Below are 20109 nucleotides of genomic sequence, written 5' to 3' on the forward strand. Positions count from 1 at the left end.
TGAGTGAGTGCGGCTCGTCTGAATACGGGGGTGGATGGGTCCTGGTGGACCTCCCGGTCTTCAAAACCGGTCGCGGGGTGAGAAACCCCGGGTGGGTTCGATTCCCACACACTCCCGCCATATTACAATACAACCGGACATTTATGGTAAGGCAAGGATTCCAGGGGGGCGGTAACCGCCCCCCTTTGTTTGTCCTTTGCAGTGAAACCCGCCCGTACCCCGGCTACCTGCCTTTCCCGCGGGGAGAATCTTAAAACTAATAACGAATATCAATAACACTACGCGGCTTACCAGTGTGTTACTGGTAACCCGCCGGCTAAAAACGCCTTTCCAGGGCCGTGCCCGGGAGGAACTTATGGAATCCGATTTCGCATTTGTTGTTGCCGTAGTGGTTTTGGCCCTGGCCTTTGACTTTATAAACGGCTTTCATGATACGGCCAACTGCGTCGCCACGGCGGTTGCCACCGGGGCCTTGCCCCCCAGGCTTGCCGTGGGAACAGCCGCCGCCTTAAACCTCGTCGGGGCGCTGGCCTTTACCGGGGTGGCGCGCACCGTAGGCGGGGGCATCGCCAACCCGTGGGCTTTGGAACACGGGTTGTACGCGGTGCTCGCCGCCCTTATGGCCGCGATCCTGTGGAACCTGGCCACGTGGTGGCTGGGCCTTCCAAGCAGTTCTTCACACGCCTTGATCGGTTCCCTGGCAGGGGCCGTTCTGGCGGCCGCCGGCTTCGGAGGGTTGCATTTGCGCGGTTTTATGGTCATCGCCGCGGCGCTCCTCTTCACCCCGCCCCTGGCTATGACACTCGGTTTCGGTATGCGGTACCTGATCGGGTTGCTTCCCCTGAGTCCGGATCGACACCGCGCGGAGGCCGTCTTTCGGCGCGTGCAGGTTTTTACCGCCATCGGGCAGTCGTTCAGCCATGGCACAAATGACGCCCAGAAAACAATGGGCATCATTACGCTTGCCCTGGTGGCGGGCGGCCTGCAGGGCGACATGAGTATTCCCCTGTGGGTCAAGGTCTCGGCCGCTTCGGCGATGGGCCTGGGCACGGCCTGCGGGGGCTGGCGGATCATCAGGACCGTCGGCTACAGGATATTCTCCCTCCGACCCCGTAGCGGCGTGTCGGCCGACCTGGCCAGCGTCGCCACCATCATGGGGGCGACGCTGGGCGGACTGCCGGTCAGTACCACACACGTCGTTTCCTCGGCGATCGTCGGCGTGGGCGTTGCCGGGCGCCCGTCGGACGTCAGGTGGCACACCATGAAAATGATTGTGAGCGCCTGGATTATTACCCTTCCCGCCACCGCCGTGCTGGCCGCGGTTATTTACACCCTTATCGCCCGGCCCCGGCATTTTTAACAGCAAGAGGATACCCCGCGGGGGTATCCCTTTCTGCTTCGTCTATCCTGCTTACTCCACCGTGAGCGGGGGTGCTCGTGCCGCCTAGACCTCCATAATAATCGGAAGGATCATCGGGCGCCGCCCGGTCTTTTCGTAGAGGAACTTGCTGAGTGTGTCACGGGTTTCCGACTTGATCGTCGCCCATTCCGTGATCTTACGCTGCATGCACTGGTCCAGCGTAGCCCGCACGCGTTCCCGGGCCTCGTCCATCAGGTGTTCCGACTCGCGCACGTAAACGAAGCCGCGCGAGACGATGTCCGGACCGGCGAGAACCATTCCGTTCTCGATGTCGATGGTCACTACCACGATCAGGATACCGTCCTGGGCCAGCTGTTTGCGGTCGCGCAGGACAATGTTACCCACGTCGCCCACGCCCAAACCGTCTACCAGAACGCGACCGGCGGTCACGCGCCCGGCGACGCGCCCTGCCTTGCGGGTGAATTCGAGAACCATGCCGTTCTCCGGGACAAAGACGTTCTCCGCAGGCACCCCCATCTCCCGGGCCAGTTCGGCGTGCTTCTTCAGCATGCGGTACTCGCCGTGAACCGGTACAAAGAACTTCGGGCGGACGAGGCTGATCATCAGCTTAAGCTCCTGCTGGCTCGGATGCCCGGAAACGTGGATGCCCGACGCCGGCTCGTAGTACACGTTCGCCCCACGCCGGAAGAGGTGGTCGATAACGCGGGCCACCAGCTTCTCGTTCCCGGGGATGGGCGAGGCGGAAATAATGATCGAATCCCCCGGGACAATCTCCACCTGCCGGTGATCGCTGAGGGCCATCCGTGTCAGGGCGGACATCGGCTCACCCTGGCTGCCGGTCGTCAAGAGAACCACCTGGCTACGCGGCAGGCGATTGGCCTCCTCCAGTTCGACCAATGTCCCCGGCGGGATCTGTAAGTAGCCCAGCTCGTGGGCGATATTCACGACGTTGACCATGCTCCGCCCGACCACGGCCACCTTGCGGTTATACTTATGTGCCGTGGTAATCGCCTGCTGCAGCCGGTGAACGTTGGAGGCAAAGGTGGCGACCAGGATACGCTCCTTCGCCGTGCCGAAGACCTGATCAAACATCGCCCCCACGGCGCTCTCGGACTCGGTATAGCCCGGGCGCTCCACGTTGGTGCTGTCCGAAAGAAGAACCAAGACGCCCCTTTCACCCACCTGAGAAAAACGGTGCAGATCGGTGATCTGGCCGTCCACGGGGGTGTAGTCGATCTTGAAGTCTCCGGTGTGCACCACCGTGCCTATCGGGGTGTTAATAACCATCGCCACCGCATCCGGCACGCTGTGGGAAACGCGGATGAACTCCACGGTAAAGCAACCGATAGAAACGCTCTCCCGCGGTTTGACGGCATGAAGTTCCACCTGCCCTTCAAAGCCCTGCTCTCTAAGCTTGCCTTCCAGGAGACCGAGGGTGAGCCGGGTACCGTACACGGGAATGTTAATCTGCTTCAGGACGTAAGGAAGGCCGCCGATATGGTCTTCATGGCCGTGGGTTAAAACGATCGCCCGCACCCGCTCACGGTTTTCGATAAGGTACGTGACGTCCGGGATGACGATATCAATCCCGAGGAGTTCTTCCTCCGGAAACATAAGACCGGCGTCGATAACCAGGATATCGTTACCATAGCGGATGGCGGTCATGTTTTTGCCGATCTCGCCCAGACCGCCCAATGGGACAATCTGAAGTTTTTGCTCGCGCGTCAGGTATGCACCTCCTGCCGTGCGGGCGTAAAACCATCAGCATGAAACAAGAGGGCACTGCATGTCCTGGATCCGGTCACCATGGGGGAGCCCCGCGGTACTCCGGCGACCCATGGCCACGGCTCTGCCTGGACGCCCTCCGTTCCTGTTGCGGCATCACGCCCGACGCATGATTTTGCTTTTACTGAAACAGCGGTACCCGTCCGTCCTATCAGCTATTGTCAATTATATCGAATAAGCGCATAGGAAACAAGCGGCAGGCTTTTCCCCCCGGCGCGGCCGTACCACGGCTTGTGGCGCAGCCGGACCGGAAGGAATGGAGGTCGAAGGGTCTAAAAAAGCCGGGCGGTAAAGCCTGGCTGTACTGTTATGGGGCAGAAGCCGCTACATTAGCCCCGCTTCCTTGAGGAGCCCGCGGAGGATTTCCTTTTCCTGCTCCGCGGCCTCCACCAAGGGCAGCCGCGGCGGGCCGACGTTGAAACCCAGCAGGTTCAATGCCGCCTTCACGGGAACAGGGTTGGTGGCGATGAACATCCCCTTCATCAATGGGAACAATTCACGATGCAGCTTGGCCGCCAGCACAACGTTGCCGGAACGGAAAGCGTTAACCATCTCCGCCAGGCGGGGCCCCACCAGGTGTGAGACGACACTCACAATACCACGGCCGCCGACCGCCAGTATCGGCAAGGTCATAGCGTCGTCTCCGCTGTAGACGGCGAAGGTCTCGGGCACGCGGCGGATGATCTCCGTCACCTGTTCCAGGCTGCCGCTCGCTTCTTTGACCGCCACGATGTTTGGGACCTCGGCCAGGCGCGCCACGGTGGCCGGCAGCAGGTTGACACCAGTGCGCCCCGGTATGTTATAGAGCATCACCGGCAGGGCGGTGCTTTCGGCGATGGCCCGGAAATGCCGGTAAAGCCCGTCCTGCGATGGCTTGTTATAATACGGGCACACAAGGAGCAGGGCGTCGGCGCCGGCACGTTCGGCGGCCCGGCTCAAGACGATACTCTCCTCGGTGTTGTAACTCCCGGTACCCGCTACCACGACTGCGCGCCCGCCGACCTCCTCCACGACAACCCGAAAGAGTTCTACCTTCTCTTCCGGAGACAGGGTCGGCGATTCCCCGGTGGTACCGCTGACCACCAATCCGTCCGAGCCGTTGTCAACCAGGTGGCGCGCCAGTTTACGTGCCTGGGGAAGGTTCAATCCCCCCCTTTCGTCAAAGGGGGTCACCATGGCCGTTATCACGCGTCCGAAATCAAGGCTCAATGTGGCCGACACCTCCCATATTTAAAGCCCCCCTGCCTATCCGTCCCCGAGATGGAAGGCGCGGTAAAGGGCGCGTATGGCTCGCTCCATATCCTCGCCGGGCACGAGCACCCAGATGGTCGTGTAGGAATCCGACGACTGCAGGATCGGGATGTTTTCGGCGGCGAGCGTACTCACGATACGGCCCATCACGCCGGGCACCCCTGTCATCGCGGCGCCTACGGCGGCCACCTTGGCGCAGTCCGGCCGGACGGACGGGCGAAGCCCCAAACCATCCAGGATGCCTGCGGCCCTCTCCGCCATCGCCTCCCGGACCGTAAATGCCACCAGGTCCGGGTGAACGTTAATCAGGTCCACTGAGATTCCGGCCTCGCCCAGCGCGTTAAACAATGAGGCCGCCGCATTACGCCCCGCGACGGGGACGGAAAACTGTGTGATATTCCGGATGTAGGTAATACCCGTCAGCAAGCGGTCGGTCGTAATGTCGATGGCTCCGGGGAACACTTCCGCGTGACTCGTGATTAGTGTACCCGGAGCGCCGGAGAAGGTCGACTTGACGCGGAGCGGGATATTCTTCTGCATCGCAATCTCGACCGCGCGCGGGTGGATGACCTTCGCTCCCTCTTGCGCCAGCTGGCAGATTTCATTATAAGTAACCTTTTCCAGAAGCCGTGCCTCGCCCACGATCCGGGGATCCGCCGTCATAACCCCGTCGACGTCGGTGTAAATGTCAATCGCCGCGGCATCGAGGGCGACAGCAAGGGCCGCGGCGGTAGTGTCACTACCCCCCCGTCCGAGAGTCGTCACTTCCCCGTCTTCACTAATCCCCTGGAAACCCGCTACCACGGCGATCCGCCCTTCGGCGGCCGCGTTGAGAATGGACCGCGGCTCGACGCGGAGAATGCGTGCCTCGGTGAAGTTTCCGCTCGTGATGATGCCCGCCTGCGCGCCCGTGAGGCTGAAGGCCTCAAGACCGCGCCGGCGCAGGGTCGCGGCCGTGAGCACGGCGGAAATAATCTCCCCGCAGGACAGGAGCAGGTCCTGCTCGCGTCCGGGCAGTTGGTCATCAATATCCCGCACCAGGTTGAGCAGGCTGTCGGTCGCATAAGGATCTCCCAGCCGGCCGATGGCCGAGACAACAACCACGGGGTGGAAGCCCTGCTTAACGGTCTCCAGGACGCGCTCAGCCATCTTAGACCGCAATTCGGGGGTTGCTACCGAGGTGCCCCCGAACTTCAGCACCAGAAACCGCATAGACCCGGAAACCTCCCCCAGTCTCTTTTCCCTTATACCATCCCGTATGCTATAAGGGTTTCAGCAATCTGGACGGCGTTGGTGGCCGCGCCCTTGCGGAGCTGGTCGGCAACAACGAAGAAGTTCAGGCCTTGCTCGGTAGAGTTGTCCCGGCGGATACGGCCCACAAAGACCTCATCACGGTCGCAGGTCTCGACGGGCATGGGATAGCGTTTGGCGGCCGGGTCATCGGCGACAATCACGCCGGGGAACCTCGCCAGCAGATCCCTGGCTTCCGCCGGGGAGAGAGCACGCTTCGTTTCGACGTTTACCGCTTCGGAGTGGCACCGGAAGATAGGTACCCGCACGGTGGTCGCGGTGATCCGGAGTTCGGGATCGTGCAGGATTTTACGGGTCTCGTGCACCATCTTCCACTCTTCCTTGGTATAGTCCAAATCCATAAAGACGTCGATATGCGGTATCAGGTTAAAGGCGATCTGGTAGGGAAAAACCTTCGGGGTGTATTCCTGCCCGTCGAGGATCGCCCGCGTTTGGGCGCGCAACTCTTCGATAGCGGCGGCACCCGCCCCGGAAACGGCCTGATAGGTACTGACGACGATACGTTCGATACCGGCCGCGTCGTAGATCGGCTTCAAGGGAACGACCATGATGATGGTCGAGCAGTTCGGGTTGGCGATAATCCCGTCGTGCCAGCGAACATCTTCGGGGTTTACCTCCGGCACCACCAGGGGGACTTGCGGGTCAAGGCGAAAAGCACTGGAGTTGTCAATCACCACGGCCCCGTTTCGGCGGGCCGTATCGGCGAATTCCTTGCTCGCCGCGCCTCCGGCAAAAAGCGCAATCTCCATACCTTTGAAGGACTCAGGCCTGGTCTCCTCGACGATCAGGTTTTCACCCTGGAAAGCCACCTTCTTCCCCGCCGAGCGGCTGGTGGCCAGCAACCGTAACTGACCGACCGGAAAATTCCGCTCAGCAAGGACTTTCAAGAGTTCCCCGCCCACGGCGCCGGTGGCGCCGACAACACATACGCTACGACCGCGCAAGCACTACCGCCCTCCTCGGATCAATGATATGAAATCAGAACCGGCTGGATCTGGCGCCCGGCAAGGGCCTCCTCGATGGCCGGGATGAGGAGGTCAATCCGTGCCATAAGGGAATTCGGTTTTTCCCGCGGATTATCCTGCCCGAAGGGCACCAGATACAAGTTCTTTGTGTTCAATAACACGCCAAGGTTGCGCGCGTTCAGACCGAGACCGTCATTTGTTGAAATGGCCAGAACCACAGGCCGCTGGTTTCGAAGCTGCGCCTTGATGGCCATCAGGACCGGTCCGTCGGTGATGGCGTTGGCCAGCTTGGCCATGGTGTTCCCGGTGCAGGGCGCGACGACCAGGACATCAAGCAACTTCTGCGGACCAACCGGTTCGGCATCCGTGATCGTGGCAATGGGGTCGCGGCCGGCGATTTGTTTCAGACGCTGAAGCCATGATGCCGCCGTTCCAAACCGTGTGTCGAGTACGGCGACCTCCCGGCTGACGATCGGAATTAACTCCGCCCCCTGGTTGACAAGCTTCTCGATCTCCCCCATAACGGTATGCAGCGTGCAGAATGAGCCCGTCAGCGCCAGACCTATCTTAACGCCCTTCAACGACATGCTGGGCACCCCCCCGTTTCGCGATGCCAGGGGCGTCATTGAGGAGCAGGCGCGCGATAATACGGGCCATAATCTGCCCGGCCGTCTTAGGGGCCACCTTTCCCGGGAGGGACGGGGCCAGCGTGGCCTGGATGCCCAACCTGGCCGCGGCGCCGAAGTCGGTGCCGCCGGGGGCCGAGGCCAGGTCGCAGATATGGACCGCCGGCTTTAGAATTGACAGGGTGTCCTCATCCAGCACCAGGGCGGGGACGGTATTGAAAATAATGTCGGCGCTGCTTATGGCCGGCCGCATGGTTTCAAAGGAACAGGCCGCGTAACCCATCTCTTCCGCCCTTGCACGGGCTGCCGGGTTACGGGCGACCACCGTGACCTTCGCCCCAATGCCCGCCAGCATGCGCGCCAGGGTCATGCCCGTACGGCCGAATCCGAGCACCCAGGAGGCGCTGCCGTGAATGGTGATCGGCGTCGCATCCATTGCCATCTGGATGGCGCCCTCGGCTGAGGGAATGGAATTCCAAATGGCAAATTCATCCAGATTGACCAATTCAATGACACGTAGGTTCAACTGCTCGGCGGCACGGCGCAGAAACGGACGCGCAAACACGCTGAAGACGGGTACGTGTGACGGAATCAGGGCCAAAAGGCTCTTGGAAACCAGCGGCGCATCCCCGTTCAGGACCGGGAGGCGGCCTTCGTCATCGAAACCCGGTAAGGGGATAACGAGGGCGTCGGACTCGTTGAAGGCCACCCTGAGGTCGTCACAGGGCTTCACAGCAGGCGCCTCGGGCGGCAAGGGCAGGCCGTAAACGAGAACATCCGCCCCGCGGGCGGCCAGTTCAGCCGCGGCATAGATCCCGCGGTTATCTCCGCCCAGAATGCTGATTCTTAACCCTGCCAGCTCCATCCTTCCACCTCCCCTGGCTTATAGGCCAGTATATGACCGGGCCTTCCGGGGAGGTGCCTGTCAGGCTTGGAGCCGGAACTCTATTCGAATATCAGCTTGTCCAGACCGTATACGATACGGTCAAGACCCATCACCCGGCGGATGGCCAGAATCACGCCGGGCATAAAGGATTCCCGCGTTATCGAATCATGCCGGATGGTCAGCGTCTGACCCTGGCCGCCGAAGAGTACCTCTTGGTGGGCCACAAGGCCGGGCAGGCGGACACTGTGGATACGCAGCCCCCCGCGATATTCGGCCCCGCGCGCCCCGGCGAGCTTCAGTTCCTCCCGGCCGGTGTTGGCGCGGAAGTCTTCGCGCACGGCGGCGATCATCTCGGCCGTCTGCACGGCTGTCCCCGAGGGCGCGTCAATCTTCTGGTCGTGGTGGAGTTCAATGATTTCAACGGTCGGGAAGAACTTTGCCGCCATGGCGGCAAACCGCATCATCAGGACGGCCCCGATAGCAAAATTCGGGGCCACCAGGCCCCCGATACGCCTCTCTTCGGCCAGTCTCATAATGCGTTCCAGGTCCGCCGCCGGCATGCCCGTGGTACCGATTACCGGCCGTACGCCCGCCTCCAGGGCGCAGATAACGTTTTTCGCAACCGCGGTGGGGGCGGTGAAATCCACCATTACGTCGGGCTTAAATTCCTCCAGGAGAGCGCTCAGGTCATCCGCCACCAGGACTCCATTCGGTTCCAACCCGGCGAGCACACCGCAGTCTTCACCAATGTGGGAGACATCCACGGCTCCGACAAGCTCAAGATCCTTTTCCCGCGTAACGGCACGGACGACCTCGCGGCCCATGCGGCCGGAGGCGCCGGATACGACTACTCGAACCAAAACCTCTCTCACCTCCTCGGCCCCGGGGTTAACGTTATTGTTACGCTATCAGTGACAGGCTGTCAAGCCATTTGCCTCCAGCGGTCAGCGGTTGTCCCTAATCACCACCCGCGATCCCGGGTCGCCGTACGGGATGCGGAAAGAGGCCGAAGGGCACCCACTCGACTCCCCGACGGTATAATAGCGCGCCGGTGTCGGGCGGTTGACCCGCACCCGGAAAACATGCTTCTCACTGTTGTCCGTGTTCAACGTTCCACCCCCTCCAACCGGGGCACCACCCTTGGTGCAGAATGTCGACGTTGACCTGGACCCCCTCGGGGTGATTCCGGCGCTCAACGGCGCCGCTGAAGGTAAATACGTCCTGCCCGATATCCGATTCAATAAATCCCCCGGGCACCTCGAACTCGCAGCGGTTTCCCCGGAGCAGTTCAGCAGGATTGAACGGGCGGTCAATGGCCAGTTCATCGCGATAGTCCTGAAACAATTCCCACATAATGGTCTCCAGCCGGCCGTCGGGCCGGGCGACCGGAAGACCGATATCGTCCGCCGCTTCGCGCCGGGAGATCATGTGGTTATGGGCGTACAGTTGTTCAGTAAGGCTGTCGACGATGTGTTGAACATGCTCCGGGGGCGGGGCGTTAACGCGTAAGGAGATGAGCCGCTTCGCAAGGGAACGCACGAGGAGATAATTGCGGTGCACGTTACCCAGCGCCAGGGGGTGAATCAGCGCGGCCAGCCGCAGGAAGACCTGCGCCATATGCTGTTCGCTGGAAAGGCCGGCCTCTTCGCGGGCCAGCGCCAGATAGGAGTATACGTCCTCGACGTTGACCGGGATTCTCGCCGCCGGGTTATGTGGATCCTCCGGGTTGAAGGCGTTTACTACGCTCGGGTCGATCGGCCCCAGTTCCCCCAAGGTTCCCATCACAATTTCATCGGCGCCCAGGCAAATGAGGGTGCCGGCGCTGTAAGCGCGATAAGGAACCAGAACCCCGAAGAACGGAGCGAACTCCCGTATCAGGTGCACAAGGCGCCAGGGGGTTAGGACGTCGCCGCCCCGTGTATACAGGAAAAGGTCGATCCGAGGGGCGGCCGGGCGGGCACGCAGGTGACGGTAGATAACGGGCAGGGCGTCGGGGGCGATACGGGTGGAAATGTTCTCCCGGTCACCGGTGAAATAGCTGACCACCCTGGAATTCCGCAATCGGGCGATCTCTTGGATTAGTTCCCGGCGCTTGGGGTAAGACAAGAAAATGCCTCCCGGCTTTTGGCCTTAGTATGGCCGCCTGGAGGTTAAGGTATCACCGCCTAAAGGGCAAAACGCGAGATGCGGGCCGTAGTCTGGTCAAGGTCGACCACAATGACCTCGCTGCCGATCTTTCGTACGCAGTCCCAGGGCAGCACCAGTTGTTGCCGGTCAAGCCACATGTTCAGGAGATTGGCCCGGCGGGGCAGAATGATAGAATGGATCTGGCCCGTCTCGGGGTCGAGTATCAGGTCCGACTCTCCGACCACGCCGAGGCGTGCCCCGTCAAAGATATTGACGATCTCTTTCCCCACAAGGTCTCTGATCCGCAAGGGTTATTCGCTCCCTTCCGCCGTGTCTTGGGCGCTCTAAACCAGGAAACGACGGCGTAGAACCTGCACAAGCCTCAGAAACAGGGGCTGGACTATGGCAACGGCTATCGCCAGCGTGGCCAGGGGCTCCAGTTCCAGTTTCCCCAGGTGGATACGTGACGGCACCTCAATCTCGAGAAAGGTCAGTAGAAGGACAAGGGAAAGGTAAATTCCGCCCGCGACCCCGATCAGGTTGCCGAGGGCCCTGGAGAAGGGCGATTCACGCGCCCCGGTATCGAGATCCTTGCCGGCGCGGTAGGAGCTGATACGTACGCGCTCGCGCAAGGACCAAAACAGCAGCACGACCACTATGATAGTGAAAAGGAGCACGGTTCCCACTATTCCCACCCCCGTACATGTTTATGGGACAGGGGTCAGGAATATGCCCCGATGGTGGACAGGGATCTTTACATACCCGTGGAACCGAAACCGCCGTCCCCGCGTACGCTTGGGCTGAGCTTCTCCACCCATTCAAGGGCCGCAGTGGCGACGGGGAGAAAGAGGACCTGGGCGATCCGGTCGCCCGGCGTGATGGTGACGGGGTCGGGGCCGAGGTTGATCAGCGGGCAGAGGATCTCCCCCCGGTAGTCGGCGTCGACGACCCCCACGGCGTTGGCCAGGGTGACACCGCGCCGCGCCGCCAAGCCGCTGCGGGGAAAGACAAGGGCCACAAAGGCGCGGGACGGCAACTCTATCGCCAGGCCGGTGGGTACGAGTTCCCTTTCCCCGGGCCCGAGCGTGAGGGGGCTTTCCAGGCAGGCGGCCAAGTCCATTCCGGCCGCCCCGGCCGTGGCATAAGCGGGCTCGGGAACCGTCACGCCGAGCAGGGGCGAAAGCCGTTTGACCCGTACCCTGATGGATGCATCAGACAGATTGAATTCCCCCTACTTCAACCGCCCCAGGGCGGCATGCCAGCCGTCTTCGCCGGTCCAGGGACCGATGGCCGCCAGACACATTTTTTCCGGGCGCAACAGGCGCCGGGCCAGGTCTCGCACCTCTTCCACCGTGACGGCCTGGACCCTGGCCACCACTTCCTCCGGTGACGGGACGCGGCCCAGGTAGAGTTCATACTTGCCCAGCCGGCTCATACGGGCGTTCACGCTCTCAAGGCTTAAGAGGAAGTTGCCCTTGAGCTGGTCCTGGCTGCGTTTAAGCTCTTCGGATGTGATACCGTGCGTGCGGATGTCTTCGATCTCGGCGCAGATAAGGTCCAGGACACGGTCGACGTTCGCGGCGGAAAGGCCTGCATATATGGCAAAGACCCCGGTGTCACGATAGGCGCTATGATAGGAATAGATGCTGTAAACCAGGCCCAGGTCCTCGCGGATACGCTGAAACAACCGGGAACTGATCCCGCCTCCGAGGATCGTGTTGAGCACCTGCAACTGGTAGATACATTCGTGGTTGAGCGCCAGTCCTTGTGTTCCCAGGCAAAGATGAACCTGCTCCGTCTCCTTGTTGCGGCAGATAAAACTCCCATGCCCCACCGGCGTTTTAAGCTCCCGCTCCCGGGCTGTCCCCGAAAGATCGGCGAATACGGGGGACAGGATGGATACGACCCGGGCGTGGTCGATATTCCCGGCCGCGGCGATAACCACCCGCCGGCCGGTGCGATAGTGGCGCCCGTAGAAGTACCGCAAGTCGTCCCGAAGCAGACGCTGAACCACGTCAACGTGCCCGATGATCGGACGTCCAAGGGCATGGCCCTGCCAGAGAGTGGAAGCAAGGACGTCGTGGACGAGTTCGTCCGGCGCGTCCTCGTACATCTTGATCTCCTCGACGATAACGTTCTTCTCGCGTTCAATGTCATCCTGGTTGAAGCATGAGAAAAAGAGCATGTCGGTGAGGATATCCACGGCCAGGGGGAAGTACTCGTCCAACACTTTGGCGTGATAGCAGGTGTATTCCTTGGTAGTGAAGGCGTTAAGCTGGCCCCCGACGGCGTCAAGGGCCTCCGCGATCTCTTTCGCCGTGCGCCGCTCGGTACCCTTAAACAGGACGTGCTCTATAAAGTGTGAAATTCCGCTGACGTCTTCCGGCTCGTCCCTGGAGCCGACAGCGATCCACACACCGATCGAGGCTGAGCGGACGTGCGGAATGTATTCGGTCAGGATCCGTACCCCGTTCTCCAGGGTACTTATCTGCGGCATGGTTTAACCTCCCCACTGAGGAACGTCTATTCGCACCGTCGGAGGAAAATCCTGCCCGATGCGGAGAGGTTTCAAGTTCAGTCCGCAATCAGTTCGGAAACGGTCACCAGTTCATATCCCTTGTCTTTAAGGCTTTCGATGAGTTCCGGCATAGCGGCCGCCGTGGCCTCGGTGGGATGCATAAGGACGATCGCCCCGTTGTGGGCGCGCCCGGTCACGCGGCGGACGATATAAGCACGGTCACGGTGGCGCCAATCCACGGAGTCGACGCTCCATAGGACCGTACGATAGCCGGCCGACTCGGCCGCTTGGAGGACGGCGGGACCGCGCTCGCCGTAAGGAGGTGCGTAAAGCCGCGGCCGCACTCCGAGTATCCTGGTGAGAACATCTTCCGCCCGCCGGATGTCACGCAGGTTGCCGTCCACCGACAGGTGATCCGGGTGCGGATGGGCATACCCATGGCTCCCCACCTCGTGGCCCGCCGCCGAAATCCTGCGGACCATATCGGGAAACTTCTCGGCCCAGCGCCCCGTGATAAAGAAGGTCAGGCGGACGTTTTTCGCAGCGCAGGTCTCAAGAATCAGGGGGAGATACTCTTCTCCCCAGTCAACGTTGACCGTGAGCGCGATCCGTGCCGAGGCCCTGCTCCCCTCGCAGACCGGCTCCTGGACCACGGGGCGCGTGGCATGGTTCAGGGCCAAAAGGTAGCCCCCCACAACCGGGAGGCATATGGCAGCCAGGAGAATAGTCAGCATTTTGCGGCGCACGCATCATCACCTCAAAGAGATGATATGCGTGCATCTCTGGAAAAAAACCTGCCGGGATGTTACCTGTCCCGTCCGCCGCGCATTCTTGGCCTGTGCTCCCTTTCCCTTCGCGGTGCCGGGGCGCCTCCTGCTCCCGGCTGTTCCCCGGCGGCGGCACGTTCCTCCGGGGTCATGGCCTCCTTCTTCGAAAGCTTCAGGCGGCCCTGCTGGTCGTAGCCGATGGCCTTAACGAGGATCTGGTCGCCCTCCTTGACGACGTCCTCGACCGCCCGGATGCGGACAGGCGCCAGCTGCGAGATGTGCACCAGACCCTCCTTGCCGGGAAGTCCGAGAACGCCCGGAATAACCTCCACGAAACATCCGAAATCCGTACACTTGGTAACGCGGCCAAGATAGATCTTCCCGACCTCCACCTCGGCCGTGATGGCCTCAATGATCGAGAGGGCTTTCTTCGCGCTCTCGCCGTCGGGCGCGGTAATGAAGCATCGCCCGTCGTCCTCAATATCGATGTCGGCTCCCGTCTCCTCGGTTATTTTCCGGATAACCTTCCCGCCGGGACCGATGACCTCGCGGATCTTATCCGGGTTGATCACGGTATGCAGTACCCTCGGGGCCAGCGGCGACAGCTCCGGCCGCGGTGCCGGCAGCAACTCGCGGATGCGGTCCAGAATGTAAAGGCGTGCCTGCCGCCCCTGGGCGAGCGCCCGCGAAAGGATTCCCTGCTTTACGCCGGAGATCTTGATATCCATTTGGAGCGCGGTGATGCCCTTGGTGGTGCCGGCCACCTTGAAATCCATGTCGCCCAGGTGATCCTCGATCCCCTGGATGTCGGTGAGGATGGTGAAGTCCTCGCCCTCCATAATGAGGCCCATGGCGATCCCGGCCACCGGAGCCTTGATCGGAACACCGGCATCCATCAGCGCCAGGGTGCTGCCGCAGACGCTGCCCATAGACGTCGACCCGTTGGATGAGAGGACCTCTGAAACGATCCGCAGGGTGTAGGGGAACGTGTCCTCGGGTGGAATCACGGCCTCCAGGGCCCGTTCGGCGAGGGCGCCATGGCCGATCTCCCGCCGGCCGGGAGACCGTATGGGGCGGGTTTCCCCGGTGGAGTAGGACGGGAAGTTATAGTGGTGCATAAAACGCTTTGATTCCTCGGGCGAGAGGTTGTCCAGGATTTGTTCGTCACTGACCGCCCCGAGCGTAACCACCGAAAGGACCTGCGTCTGTCCCCTTTGGAAGAGACCGGACCCGTGCGTCCGGGGAAGAACGCCGGCTTCCACCTTAATCGGGCGGATCTCATCGGTGGCGCGCCCGTCAATGCGCACTTTATCACGCGCGATGAGGGTGCGGAAGACTTCTTTTTCCGCACTGTCGACGATCTCCCGGATCACGGCTTCCTGTTCAGGGAAAGCCTCAAGGGCCTGGGTGCGGAGTTCTTCCTTTACCTTTTCCAGAAGTTCTTCACGCGGCTTCTTTTCCAAACGGTTGTCCCGACAGTAGAGCACGGTCTCCTTGATCCGATCGGCGGCGCCCGGCTTGATCGCCGCCACGAGTTCGGGGTCCGGCTCGACCGTCTCCACCACAAGCTTCTCCTTGGCAAGGCCCGCGGCCAGACACTCGGCGCGGAGGTCTTCTATGAACGCGACAATCCGCTTTATTTCCTCGTGTCCAAAGGCGATGGCCTCAAGGATGACCTCTTCCGGCACCTCGTACGCGCCGCATTCAACCATGTTGACGGCGTCCCGGTGCCCGGCCAGCGTCAAGTGCATATCGGAGTGAACGGACTGTTCCAGGGTCGGATTGATAACCAGGCGCCCGTCGACCCGCCCCACGATGACCCCGCCGACCGGGCCGTTAAAAGGAATATCCGAGACGGCCAGAGCGCATGAGGTGCCGAACAGCGCGGCCACGATGGGCGCGCAATCCTGCTCGACGGAAAGCACCGTATTGACGATATGAACGTCCCGGCGGAACTGCTTCGGAAAGAGCGGGCGAATGGAGCGGTCAATGATGCGCGCCGAAAGAATGGCTTTCTCCCCGGGCCGCCCCTCCCGTTTCAAAAAGCTTCCGGGGATGCGCCCGACAGCGTAATGCCGCTCCTCAAAGTCCACTGTCAGAGGGAAGAAATCCAGGCCTTCGCGCAACTGGGCATGGGTGGCCGTGGAAAGCACCACCGTATCGCCGTACCGGGCCAGAGCCGCGCCGCTGGCCTGTCCCGCCACGCGGCCGATTTCAACCGAAAGCTCGCGTCCCCCGACTATCAGGTCGCGTTTGATAACCTTTTCCGGCGTCATTTGCTGTTCTAAACCTCCTACGTCTTCTCCCTGTTCAAAGCAAAAGTAGGGGTACCTCCCCCTACTTGCGCAGTCCCAGGCGTTCGATCAAAGTCCGATAGCGTTCAAATTCGTTTTCCCGCAGGTAGTTTAGAAGCGCCCTGCGTTGGCCGACCATCTTCAACAGGCCGCGACGGGAATGAAAGTCCTTCTTGTGGCTCTTCAAATGCTCCGTGAGCTGGTTAATGCGCTCCGTGAGGATGGCCACCTGCACCTCCGGGGAACCGGTGTCCTGTTCATGGGTACGAAACTCCTTGATAATGGACTGTTTCTTTTCCGGGGACAGCATGCTTTGATCCTCCAAATTGTTTATTATGAATCGCTGCGGGCCAAGCACGGTGTTGGAGGAACGCCGGGCCTAGCCTGCAGTTCATCACTTCCCAATGACGGTGATCACCACGCGCCGGTCGGACAAGTCCTTGACAACAAGGTCGAAGGGCCGGCCCGAGGCTGCTATAAAGCCCCGAAAGCGGGTGGCGGTAACAATCATGCCCGGGATGCTGGTTGCGGCCGCGACGATATCGTCGACGGTGATTGCCTGTTGCCGCATTTCGCGCAGCCGTTGTTGGGCATGTTCGGTGATAATTATCGGTTTTCCCTTTGAACTCAAGTTTTCACGCCAACCTTTTCCGCCAGAAAAGCAAAGAGGGCGTCGGAAAAGGCGGTACGACTCACGTTACTCTGGCAGGCCGAGGCATAAATCGTCTCCAGTTCCTCCCGCAGGCGTAAAAAGCCTTCGCTAAGACAGATAACGGCAATGTCATCGGTCAGGTGCCGCATCTGCTCTTCCGAGAGTGAAACGGGGCGACCCACCTCTTACCTACCTCCCCCAACCGGGGTCTCATTTGCGTCAGGCACCCGACTCTCAGTGCATGGCACAGCCGGCGGTACACCCGACATATTTTAGCATAGTTGACCGGCGGTGTAAATGTGCCTACTCGGCGTGGACAGCCCGGGCCCGCATAATATCGGCCTCAATCTGCCGGGAAAGCTCTTCCGGTGACGCAAACTTACGCTCGCCGCGGAGCCGGTCACGGAACAACACGCGGATGGATTCCCCGTAAAGGTCGCCGGCGAAATCAAAGACGTGGACCTCGATATTCCTTGTTTTATTCTGCCCCTTGAAGGTCGGGCGCAAACCGATGTTCGCCACTCCAAGGAAGGTCTCGCCGCCGATCAAGACCCTTACCGCGTACACGCCGTCCGGCGGCACAACCAGCCCGGCAGGCATCTCGATGTTGGCGGTGGGGAAACCCAGCAGCCCGCGCCCGCGCTGGTCGCCGCCCACAACCGTACCCTCGATGAAGGGTTCGTAACCCAGGTAACGAGCGGCTTGCCGTACCTTACCTTCAGAAAGCAAACGGCGGATCAGGGTGCTTGAAACCACCTGCCCCTCGATGGTCACCGGAGGAATAACGCACACCTCGAAGCCCATAACCATTCCCAATGATTCCAAAAGAGGCGGATCCCCGGCCCCACGATGCCCGAACGTGTAGTTGTAACCTACGAAAACGCCGTCGACACCCAGTTCATCAACCAGCACGAGGCGGACAAACTCCTCGGGCTGCATCCGTGCGAATTCCAGGTCGAACGGGATGGAAAGAAAAACGTCTATCCCCATGCGGGACATTAGTTCCTGTTTCGTGCCGGGGGAGAGAAGAAGTAACGGAGCGTCCTTGGGCCGCAAAACGGCCACCGGGTGCGGATGAAAGGTGAAAATGCCCGGCACCGATCCGGTCACCCGGCATCGCTGCACCAGCGCCCGAATGAGAGCCTGATGGCCGGCGTGAACACCGTCGAAGTTGCCCAGGCCCAACATCAGGTGCGGATAGTGTGCTTTTAAGGACTGAAATCGGGTGTAGACGTTCATTTCAACCTTGTGTCTCCTTCTCGGCCTTCGGCGGTGATCCACACTGGCTGCAGCCAGACCTTATCTTTATCGTGCCCCTCACGCCATTCGGCCACACCTAACAAGCCATGTGCGTCATGCAGGCGCACGAAGCGCACCGCGCCTTCCGGCCAGTTAACCGCCCCCGGGCGGAAGAGGCGGGCGCCGTTCTTAACGGCGCGCACCGCCGACTCCCGCACAAGAACCACTGGAAAGGCTGCCAGGGCCTTATCTGGCGGCAGCAACCGCCGGGGCAGTGATCCCGCCCGTACATCCTGCGCCACCTGCTCGAGGGTGAGCGTTGTGGCAAGCTTAAAGCCTCCCACCGCCGTGCGTATCAGGAAGGACATGTAGGCCGGAAGCTGCAGAGCGGCGCCGATATCGGCGCAAAGGGTCCGGATATAGGTCCCTTTTGAACAATGCACGTCAAAGACCGCCCGTGGTCGAGGGGTTCCAAGACGCGAAACCCGGATCAACGACAGGCTGTAGATGGTCACACGGCGTGGCGCGCGCTCCACATCCCGGCCTTCACGCGCCAACTCGTACAGCTTGCGCCCCCCCTGTTTGATGGCTGATGTCATGGGAGGGACCTGCTCCAGGGACCCGACAAACCCCGTCAGCACTTGCTCCAAGGCCTCGCCCGTCAAGCGCCCGGCATCGGCCTCCGCCACCGGTTCACCGAAGGCATCCTGGGTGCGCGTCGACAGCCCGAACGTGATTTCGGCGCGATAGCGCTTGTCGGCGGGCTCCAGGAACCGGGCCAGGCGTGTGGTCCGGCCCAGGCAAAGGATGAGCACCCCCGCTGCTCCCGGGTCCAGCGTCCCGGTGTGCCCGATTCTTCTAACGCCGGTCAGGCGCCGGAGGTAGGCGACGGCGTCATGGGATGTCATGCCGGGGGGCTTGAGCAGGTTAAGGATGCCCTCCATTGCCCTCGCTGCCTCCCCCGTCAAGCGTCTCCAGCGCGGCGGCCACGATACCGGCCTCGACCTCATCAATGCTTCCCTCTATCACGGAACCGGCCGCGCGCGGATGACCACCGCCCCCGAAGCACCCGGCCAGGCGGCTGACGTCGACCGCGTGCTTCGAACGGAAGCCCACCTTGACCTTTCCGTCCGCCGTCTCACGAAAGAGGAGGGCGACCTCCACGCCCTCAACCATCCGGGCGTAGTTGATGAGACCGTCCGCATCCTCCTCCCTGGCCTCAACCTGCCGTTCCATCGCCTGCGTAAGGCGCATCCAGGCCAGCCGGCCCAGCCGGCGGGGGTCACTCACCCGCAGGGTTTGGAGCACGGCGGATAACAGCCGCAGGGCGGAAAGGGGCTTCTCATCGTAAATGGCCGTGGCCACCATGGCCGGCGACAGGCCGCATTCAATCAGGCGCGCTACCCGCCGGTGAGTGTCGGCCGTAGTGTTGTCGTACCGGAAACACCCGGTGTCGGTGAGAATCGCTGTGTAAAGGCATACGGCGATTTCCCGGGTGAGTGGTACATTGAGGAGGCCGGCAAGGTCGTAGACGATCTCCCCGACGGCGGATGCCCCGGCGTCGATATAGTTATAATCGCCGAACGGTTGCGTGGAGATGTGATGGTCGATATTAACAACCTGAAGCCCCGGCCTGGATAGTAGCAGCTTGACGGGGTCACCCAGCCGCTCGGGGACCGAGCAGTCCAGCATTATAAACAGGTCGTACTCCCCGGGAGGTACATGCCCGACATGAAAGCGGTCGGCCGCGGGCAAAAAACGGTAGATTAACGGCACCGGGTCGGCACTCACGAGAGTGGGCTGCTGGTCCAGCGCCTCCAGGATAAGGCTCAGACCCAAAACCGACCCGATGCAATCCCCGTCCGGCATGACGTGTCCGGCAATGACCGGCCGTCGCGCCTGCCGCACGACCGCAGCAATGCCCGGGAGGTCGTTAATCATCTCTCTCGCGGTCCACCTTCCTCCCGCTTGCTGATCTCATCGATCAGGGTCGTGAGCCGTATACCCTCACGAATCGAGTCATCAAGCGTGAACGTGACCTCCGGCGCGTAGCGGAGGCGAATGCGGCGCCCCAACTCGGTGCGCACAAACCCCTGCGCACGTTGCAGCGTCCGCAAGGTCTGCTCCTGTTCATCCGGATTTCCAAGGACACTGACGCGAATCTTCGCATAGCGCAAATCGGATGAAACGTCCACAGCGGTAACGGTCGCAAAACCAATGCGAGGATCCTTTAACTGTCGCAGGATTTCCGCCGTTTCGGCCTTAATGACCTCGGCCAGGCGTTCCGGCCGGTATGCCATCCTTATC

At 61.4% G+C, this 20109-nt stretch carries 23 protein-coding genes and 1 tRNA gene; 2 read left to right on the plus strand and 22 right to left on the minus strand.

Annotated elements, in window-relative coordinates; genetic code table 11:
- The first annotated feature begins 26 nt into the window (after nt 1-26).
- Nucleotides 27-120: transfer RNA gene (locus QMC81_01890), tRNA-Sec, on the plus strand.
- Between the two features lie 235 nt (nt 121-355).
- The gene (locus QMC81_01895; GenBank protein MDI6906226.1) at nt 356-1360 is read left to right on the plus strand and encodes an inorganic phosphate transporter; all 1005 of its coding nucleotides are present in this window, start codon (nt 356-358) and stop codon (nt 1358-1360) included.
- Between the two features lie 84 nt (nt 1361-1444).
- On the opposite strand, the gene QMC81_01900 is transcribed toward QMC81_01895, so the two are convergent.
- The 22 genes from QMC81_01900 to rbfA form a co-directional block, all read right to left on the minus strand.
- Nucleotides 1445-3109, minus strand: a complete 1665-nt coding sequence (locus tag QMC81_01900; protein MDI6906227.1) for a ribonuclease J — start codon at nt 3107-3109, stop codon at nt 1445-1447.
- Nucleotides 3110-3490: 381 nt separating this feature from the next.
- The gene (gene dapA / locus QMC81_01905) at nt 3491-4375 is read right to left on the minus strand and encodes a 4-hydroxy-tetrahydrodipicolinate synthase (protein MDI6906228.1); all 885 of its coding nucleotides are present in this window, start codon (nt 4373-4375) and stop codon (nt 3491-3493) included.
- Nucleotides 4376-4411: 36 nt separating this feature from the next.
- Nucleotides 4412-5629, minus strand: a complete 1218-nt coding sequence (gene dapG, locus QMC81_01910) for an aspartate kinase (GenBank protein MDI6906229.1) — start codon at nt 5627-5629, stop codon at nt 4412-4414.
- Nucleotides 5630-5661: 32 nt separating this feature from the next.
- Nucleotides 5662-6672 carry an aspartate-semialdehyde dehydrogenase gene (locus QMC81_01915; GenBank protein MDI6906230.1) on the minus strand — a complete coding sequence of 337 codons (1011 nt, stop codon included), beginning with the start codon at nt 6670-6672 and terminating at the stop codon, nt 5662-5664.
- A gap of 20 nt (nt 6673-6692) precedes the next feature.
- Nucleotides 6693-7280: a dipicolinate synthase subunit B gene (locus tag QMC81_01920; protein ID MDI6906231.1), complete on the minus strand. Its 588-nt coding sequence runs from the start codon at nt 7278-7280 to the stop codon at nt 6693-6695.
- Nucleotides 7261-8184, minus strand: a complete 924-nt coding sequence (gene dpsA / locus QMC81_01925; GenBank protein MDI6906232.1) for a dipicolinate synthase subunit DpsA — start codon at nt 8182-8184, stop codon at nt 7261-7263. Before dpsA ends, QMC81_01920 begins: the two co-directional genes overlap by 20 nt.
- 80 nt (nt 8185-8264) lie before the next feature.
- Nucleotides 8265-9065 (minus strand): 4-hydroxy-tetrahydrodipicolinate reductase, encoded by an 801-nt coding sequence (gene dapB, locus QMC81_01930; GenBank protein MDI6906233.1) that lies wholly within the window; start codon nt 9063-9065, stop codon nt 8265-8267.
- 84 nt (nt 9066-9149) lie between these two features.
- A complete protein-coding gene (locus QMC81_01935) occupies nt 9150-9314 on the minus strand; it encodes a hypothetical protein (GenBank protein MDI6906234.1) in 165 nt (54 codons plus the stop codon).
- Nucleotides 9295-10311, minus strand: a complete 1017-nt coding sequence (locus QMC81_01940; protein MDI6906235.1) for a hypothetical protein — start codon at nt 10309-10311, stop codon at nt 9295-9297. The genes QMC81_01935 and QMC81_01940 overlap by 20 nt, the downstream gene beginning before the upstream one ends.
- 59 nt (nt 10312-10370) lie before the next feature.
- Nucleotides 10371-10640 carry a YlmC/YmxH family sporulation protein gene (locus QMC81_01945; protein ID MDI6906236.1) on the minus strand — a complete coding sequence of 90 codons (270 nt, stop codon included), beginning with the start codon at nt 10638-10640 and terminating at the stop codon, nt 10371-10373.
- Nucleotides 10641-10676: 36 nt separating this feature from the next.
- Nucleotides 10677-11018, minus strand: a complete 342-nt coding sequence (locus QMC81_01950) for a hypothetical protein (protein ID MDI6906237.1) — start codon at nt 11016-11018, stop codon at nt 10677-10679.
- A gap of 68 nt (nt 11019-11086) precedes the next feature.
- Nucleotides 11087-11536 (minus strand): dUTP diphosphatase, encoded by a 450-nt coding sequence (dut, locus tag QMC81_01955; GenBank protein MDI6906238.1) that lies wholly within the window; start codon nt 11534-11536, stop codon nt 11087-11089.
- A gap of 27 nt (nt 11537-11563) precedes the next feature.
- Nucleotides 11564-12829: a pitrilysin family protein gene (locus tag QMC81_01960; GenBank protein ID MDI6906239.1), complete on the minus strand. Its 1266-nt coding sequence runs from the start codon at nt 12827-12829 to the stop codon at nt 11564-11566.
- 77 nt (nt 12830-12906) lie between these two features.
- Nucleotides 12907-13596 carry a polysaccharide deacetylase family protein gene (locus QMC81_01965; protein ID MDI6906240.1) on the minus strand — a complete coding sequence of 230 codons (690 nt, stop codon included), beginning with the start codon at nt 13594-13596 and terminating at the stop codon, nt 12907-12909.
- Nucleotides 13597-13655: 59 nt separating this feature from the next.
- Nucleotides 13656-15893, minus strand: a complete 2238-nt coding sequence (locus QMC81_01970) for a polyribonucleotide nucleotidyltransferase (protein MDI6906241.1) — start codon at nt 15891-15893, stop codon at nt 13656-13658.
- 61 nt (nt 15894-15954) lie between these two features.
- Nucleotides 15955-16221 carry a 30S ribosomal protein S15 gene (gene rpsO / locus QMC81_01975; GenBank protein MDI6906242.1) on the minus strand — a complete coding sequence of 89 codons (267 nt, stop codon included), beginning with the start codon at nt 16219-16221 and terminating at the stop codon, nt 15955-15957.
- Between the two features lie 84 nt (nt 16222-16305).
- Nucleotides 16306-16542: a hypothetical protein gene (locus tag QMC81_01980; GenBank protein ID MDI6906243.1), complete on the minus strand. Its 237-nt coding sequence runs from the start codon at nt 16540-16542 to the stop codon at nt 16306-16308.
- A complete protein-coding gene (locus tag QMC81_01985) occupies nt 16539-16745 on the minus strand; it encodes a hypothetical protein (GenBank protein MDI6906244.1) in 207 nt (68 codons plus the stop codon). The genes QMC81_01980 and QMC81_01985 overlap by 4 nt, the downstream gene beginning before the upstream one ends.
- Nucleotides 16746-16866: 121 nt before the next feature.
- Nucleotides 16867-17802, minus strand: a complete 936-nt coding sequence (locus tag QMC81_01990; protein ID MDI6906245.1) for a bifunctional riboflavin kinase/FAD synthetase — start codon at nt 17800-17802, stop codon at nt 16867-16869.
- Entirely contained in the window at nt 17799-18746 is a 948-nt protein-coding gene (truB, locus tag QMC81_01995; protein ID MDI6906246.1) for a tRNA pseudouridine(55) synthase TruB, read from the minus strand. Before truB ends, QMC81_01990 begins: the two co-directional genes overlap by 4 nt.
- On the minus strand, nt 18730-19743 hold the full coding sequence (locus QMC81_02000; protein ID MDI6906247.1) for a bifunctional oligoribonuclease/PAP phosphatase NrnA: 1014 nt from the start codon (nt 19741-19743) through the stop codon (nt 18730-18732). Before QMC81_02000 ends, truB begins: the two co-directional genes overlap by 17 nt.
- Nucleotides 19740-20102 (minus strand): 30S ribosome-binding factor RbfA, encoded by a 363-nt coding sequence (rbfA, locus tag QMC81_02005; protein ID MDI6906248.1) that lies wholly within the window; start codon nt 20100-20102, stop codon nt 19740-19742. Before rbfA ends, QMC81_02000 begins: the two co-directional genes overlap by 4 nt.
- Nucleotides 20103-20109: the final 7 nt, after the last annotated feature.

It is taken from the genome of Thermoanaerobacterales bacterium (genome assembly GCA_030019475.1).
In the GTDB taxonomy this organism is placed as follows: Bacteria; Bacillota; Desulfotomaculia; order Desulfotomaculales; family JASEER01; genus JASEER01.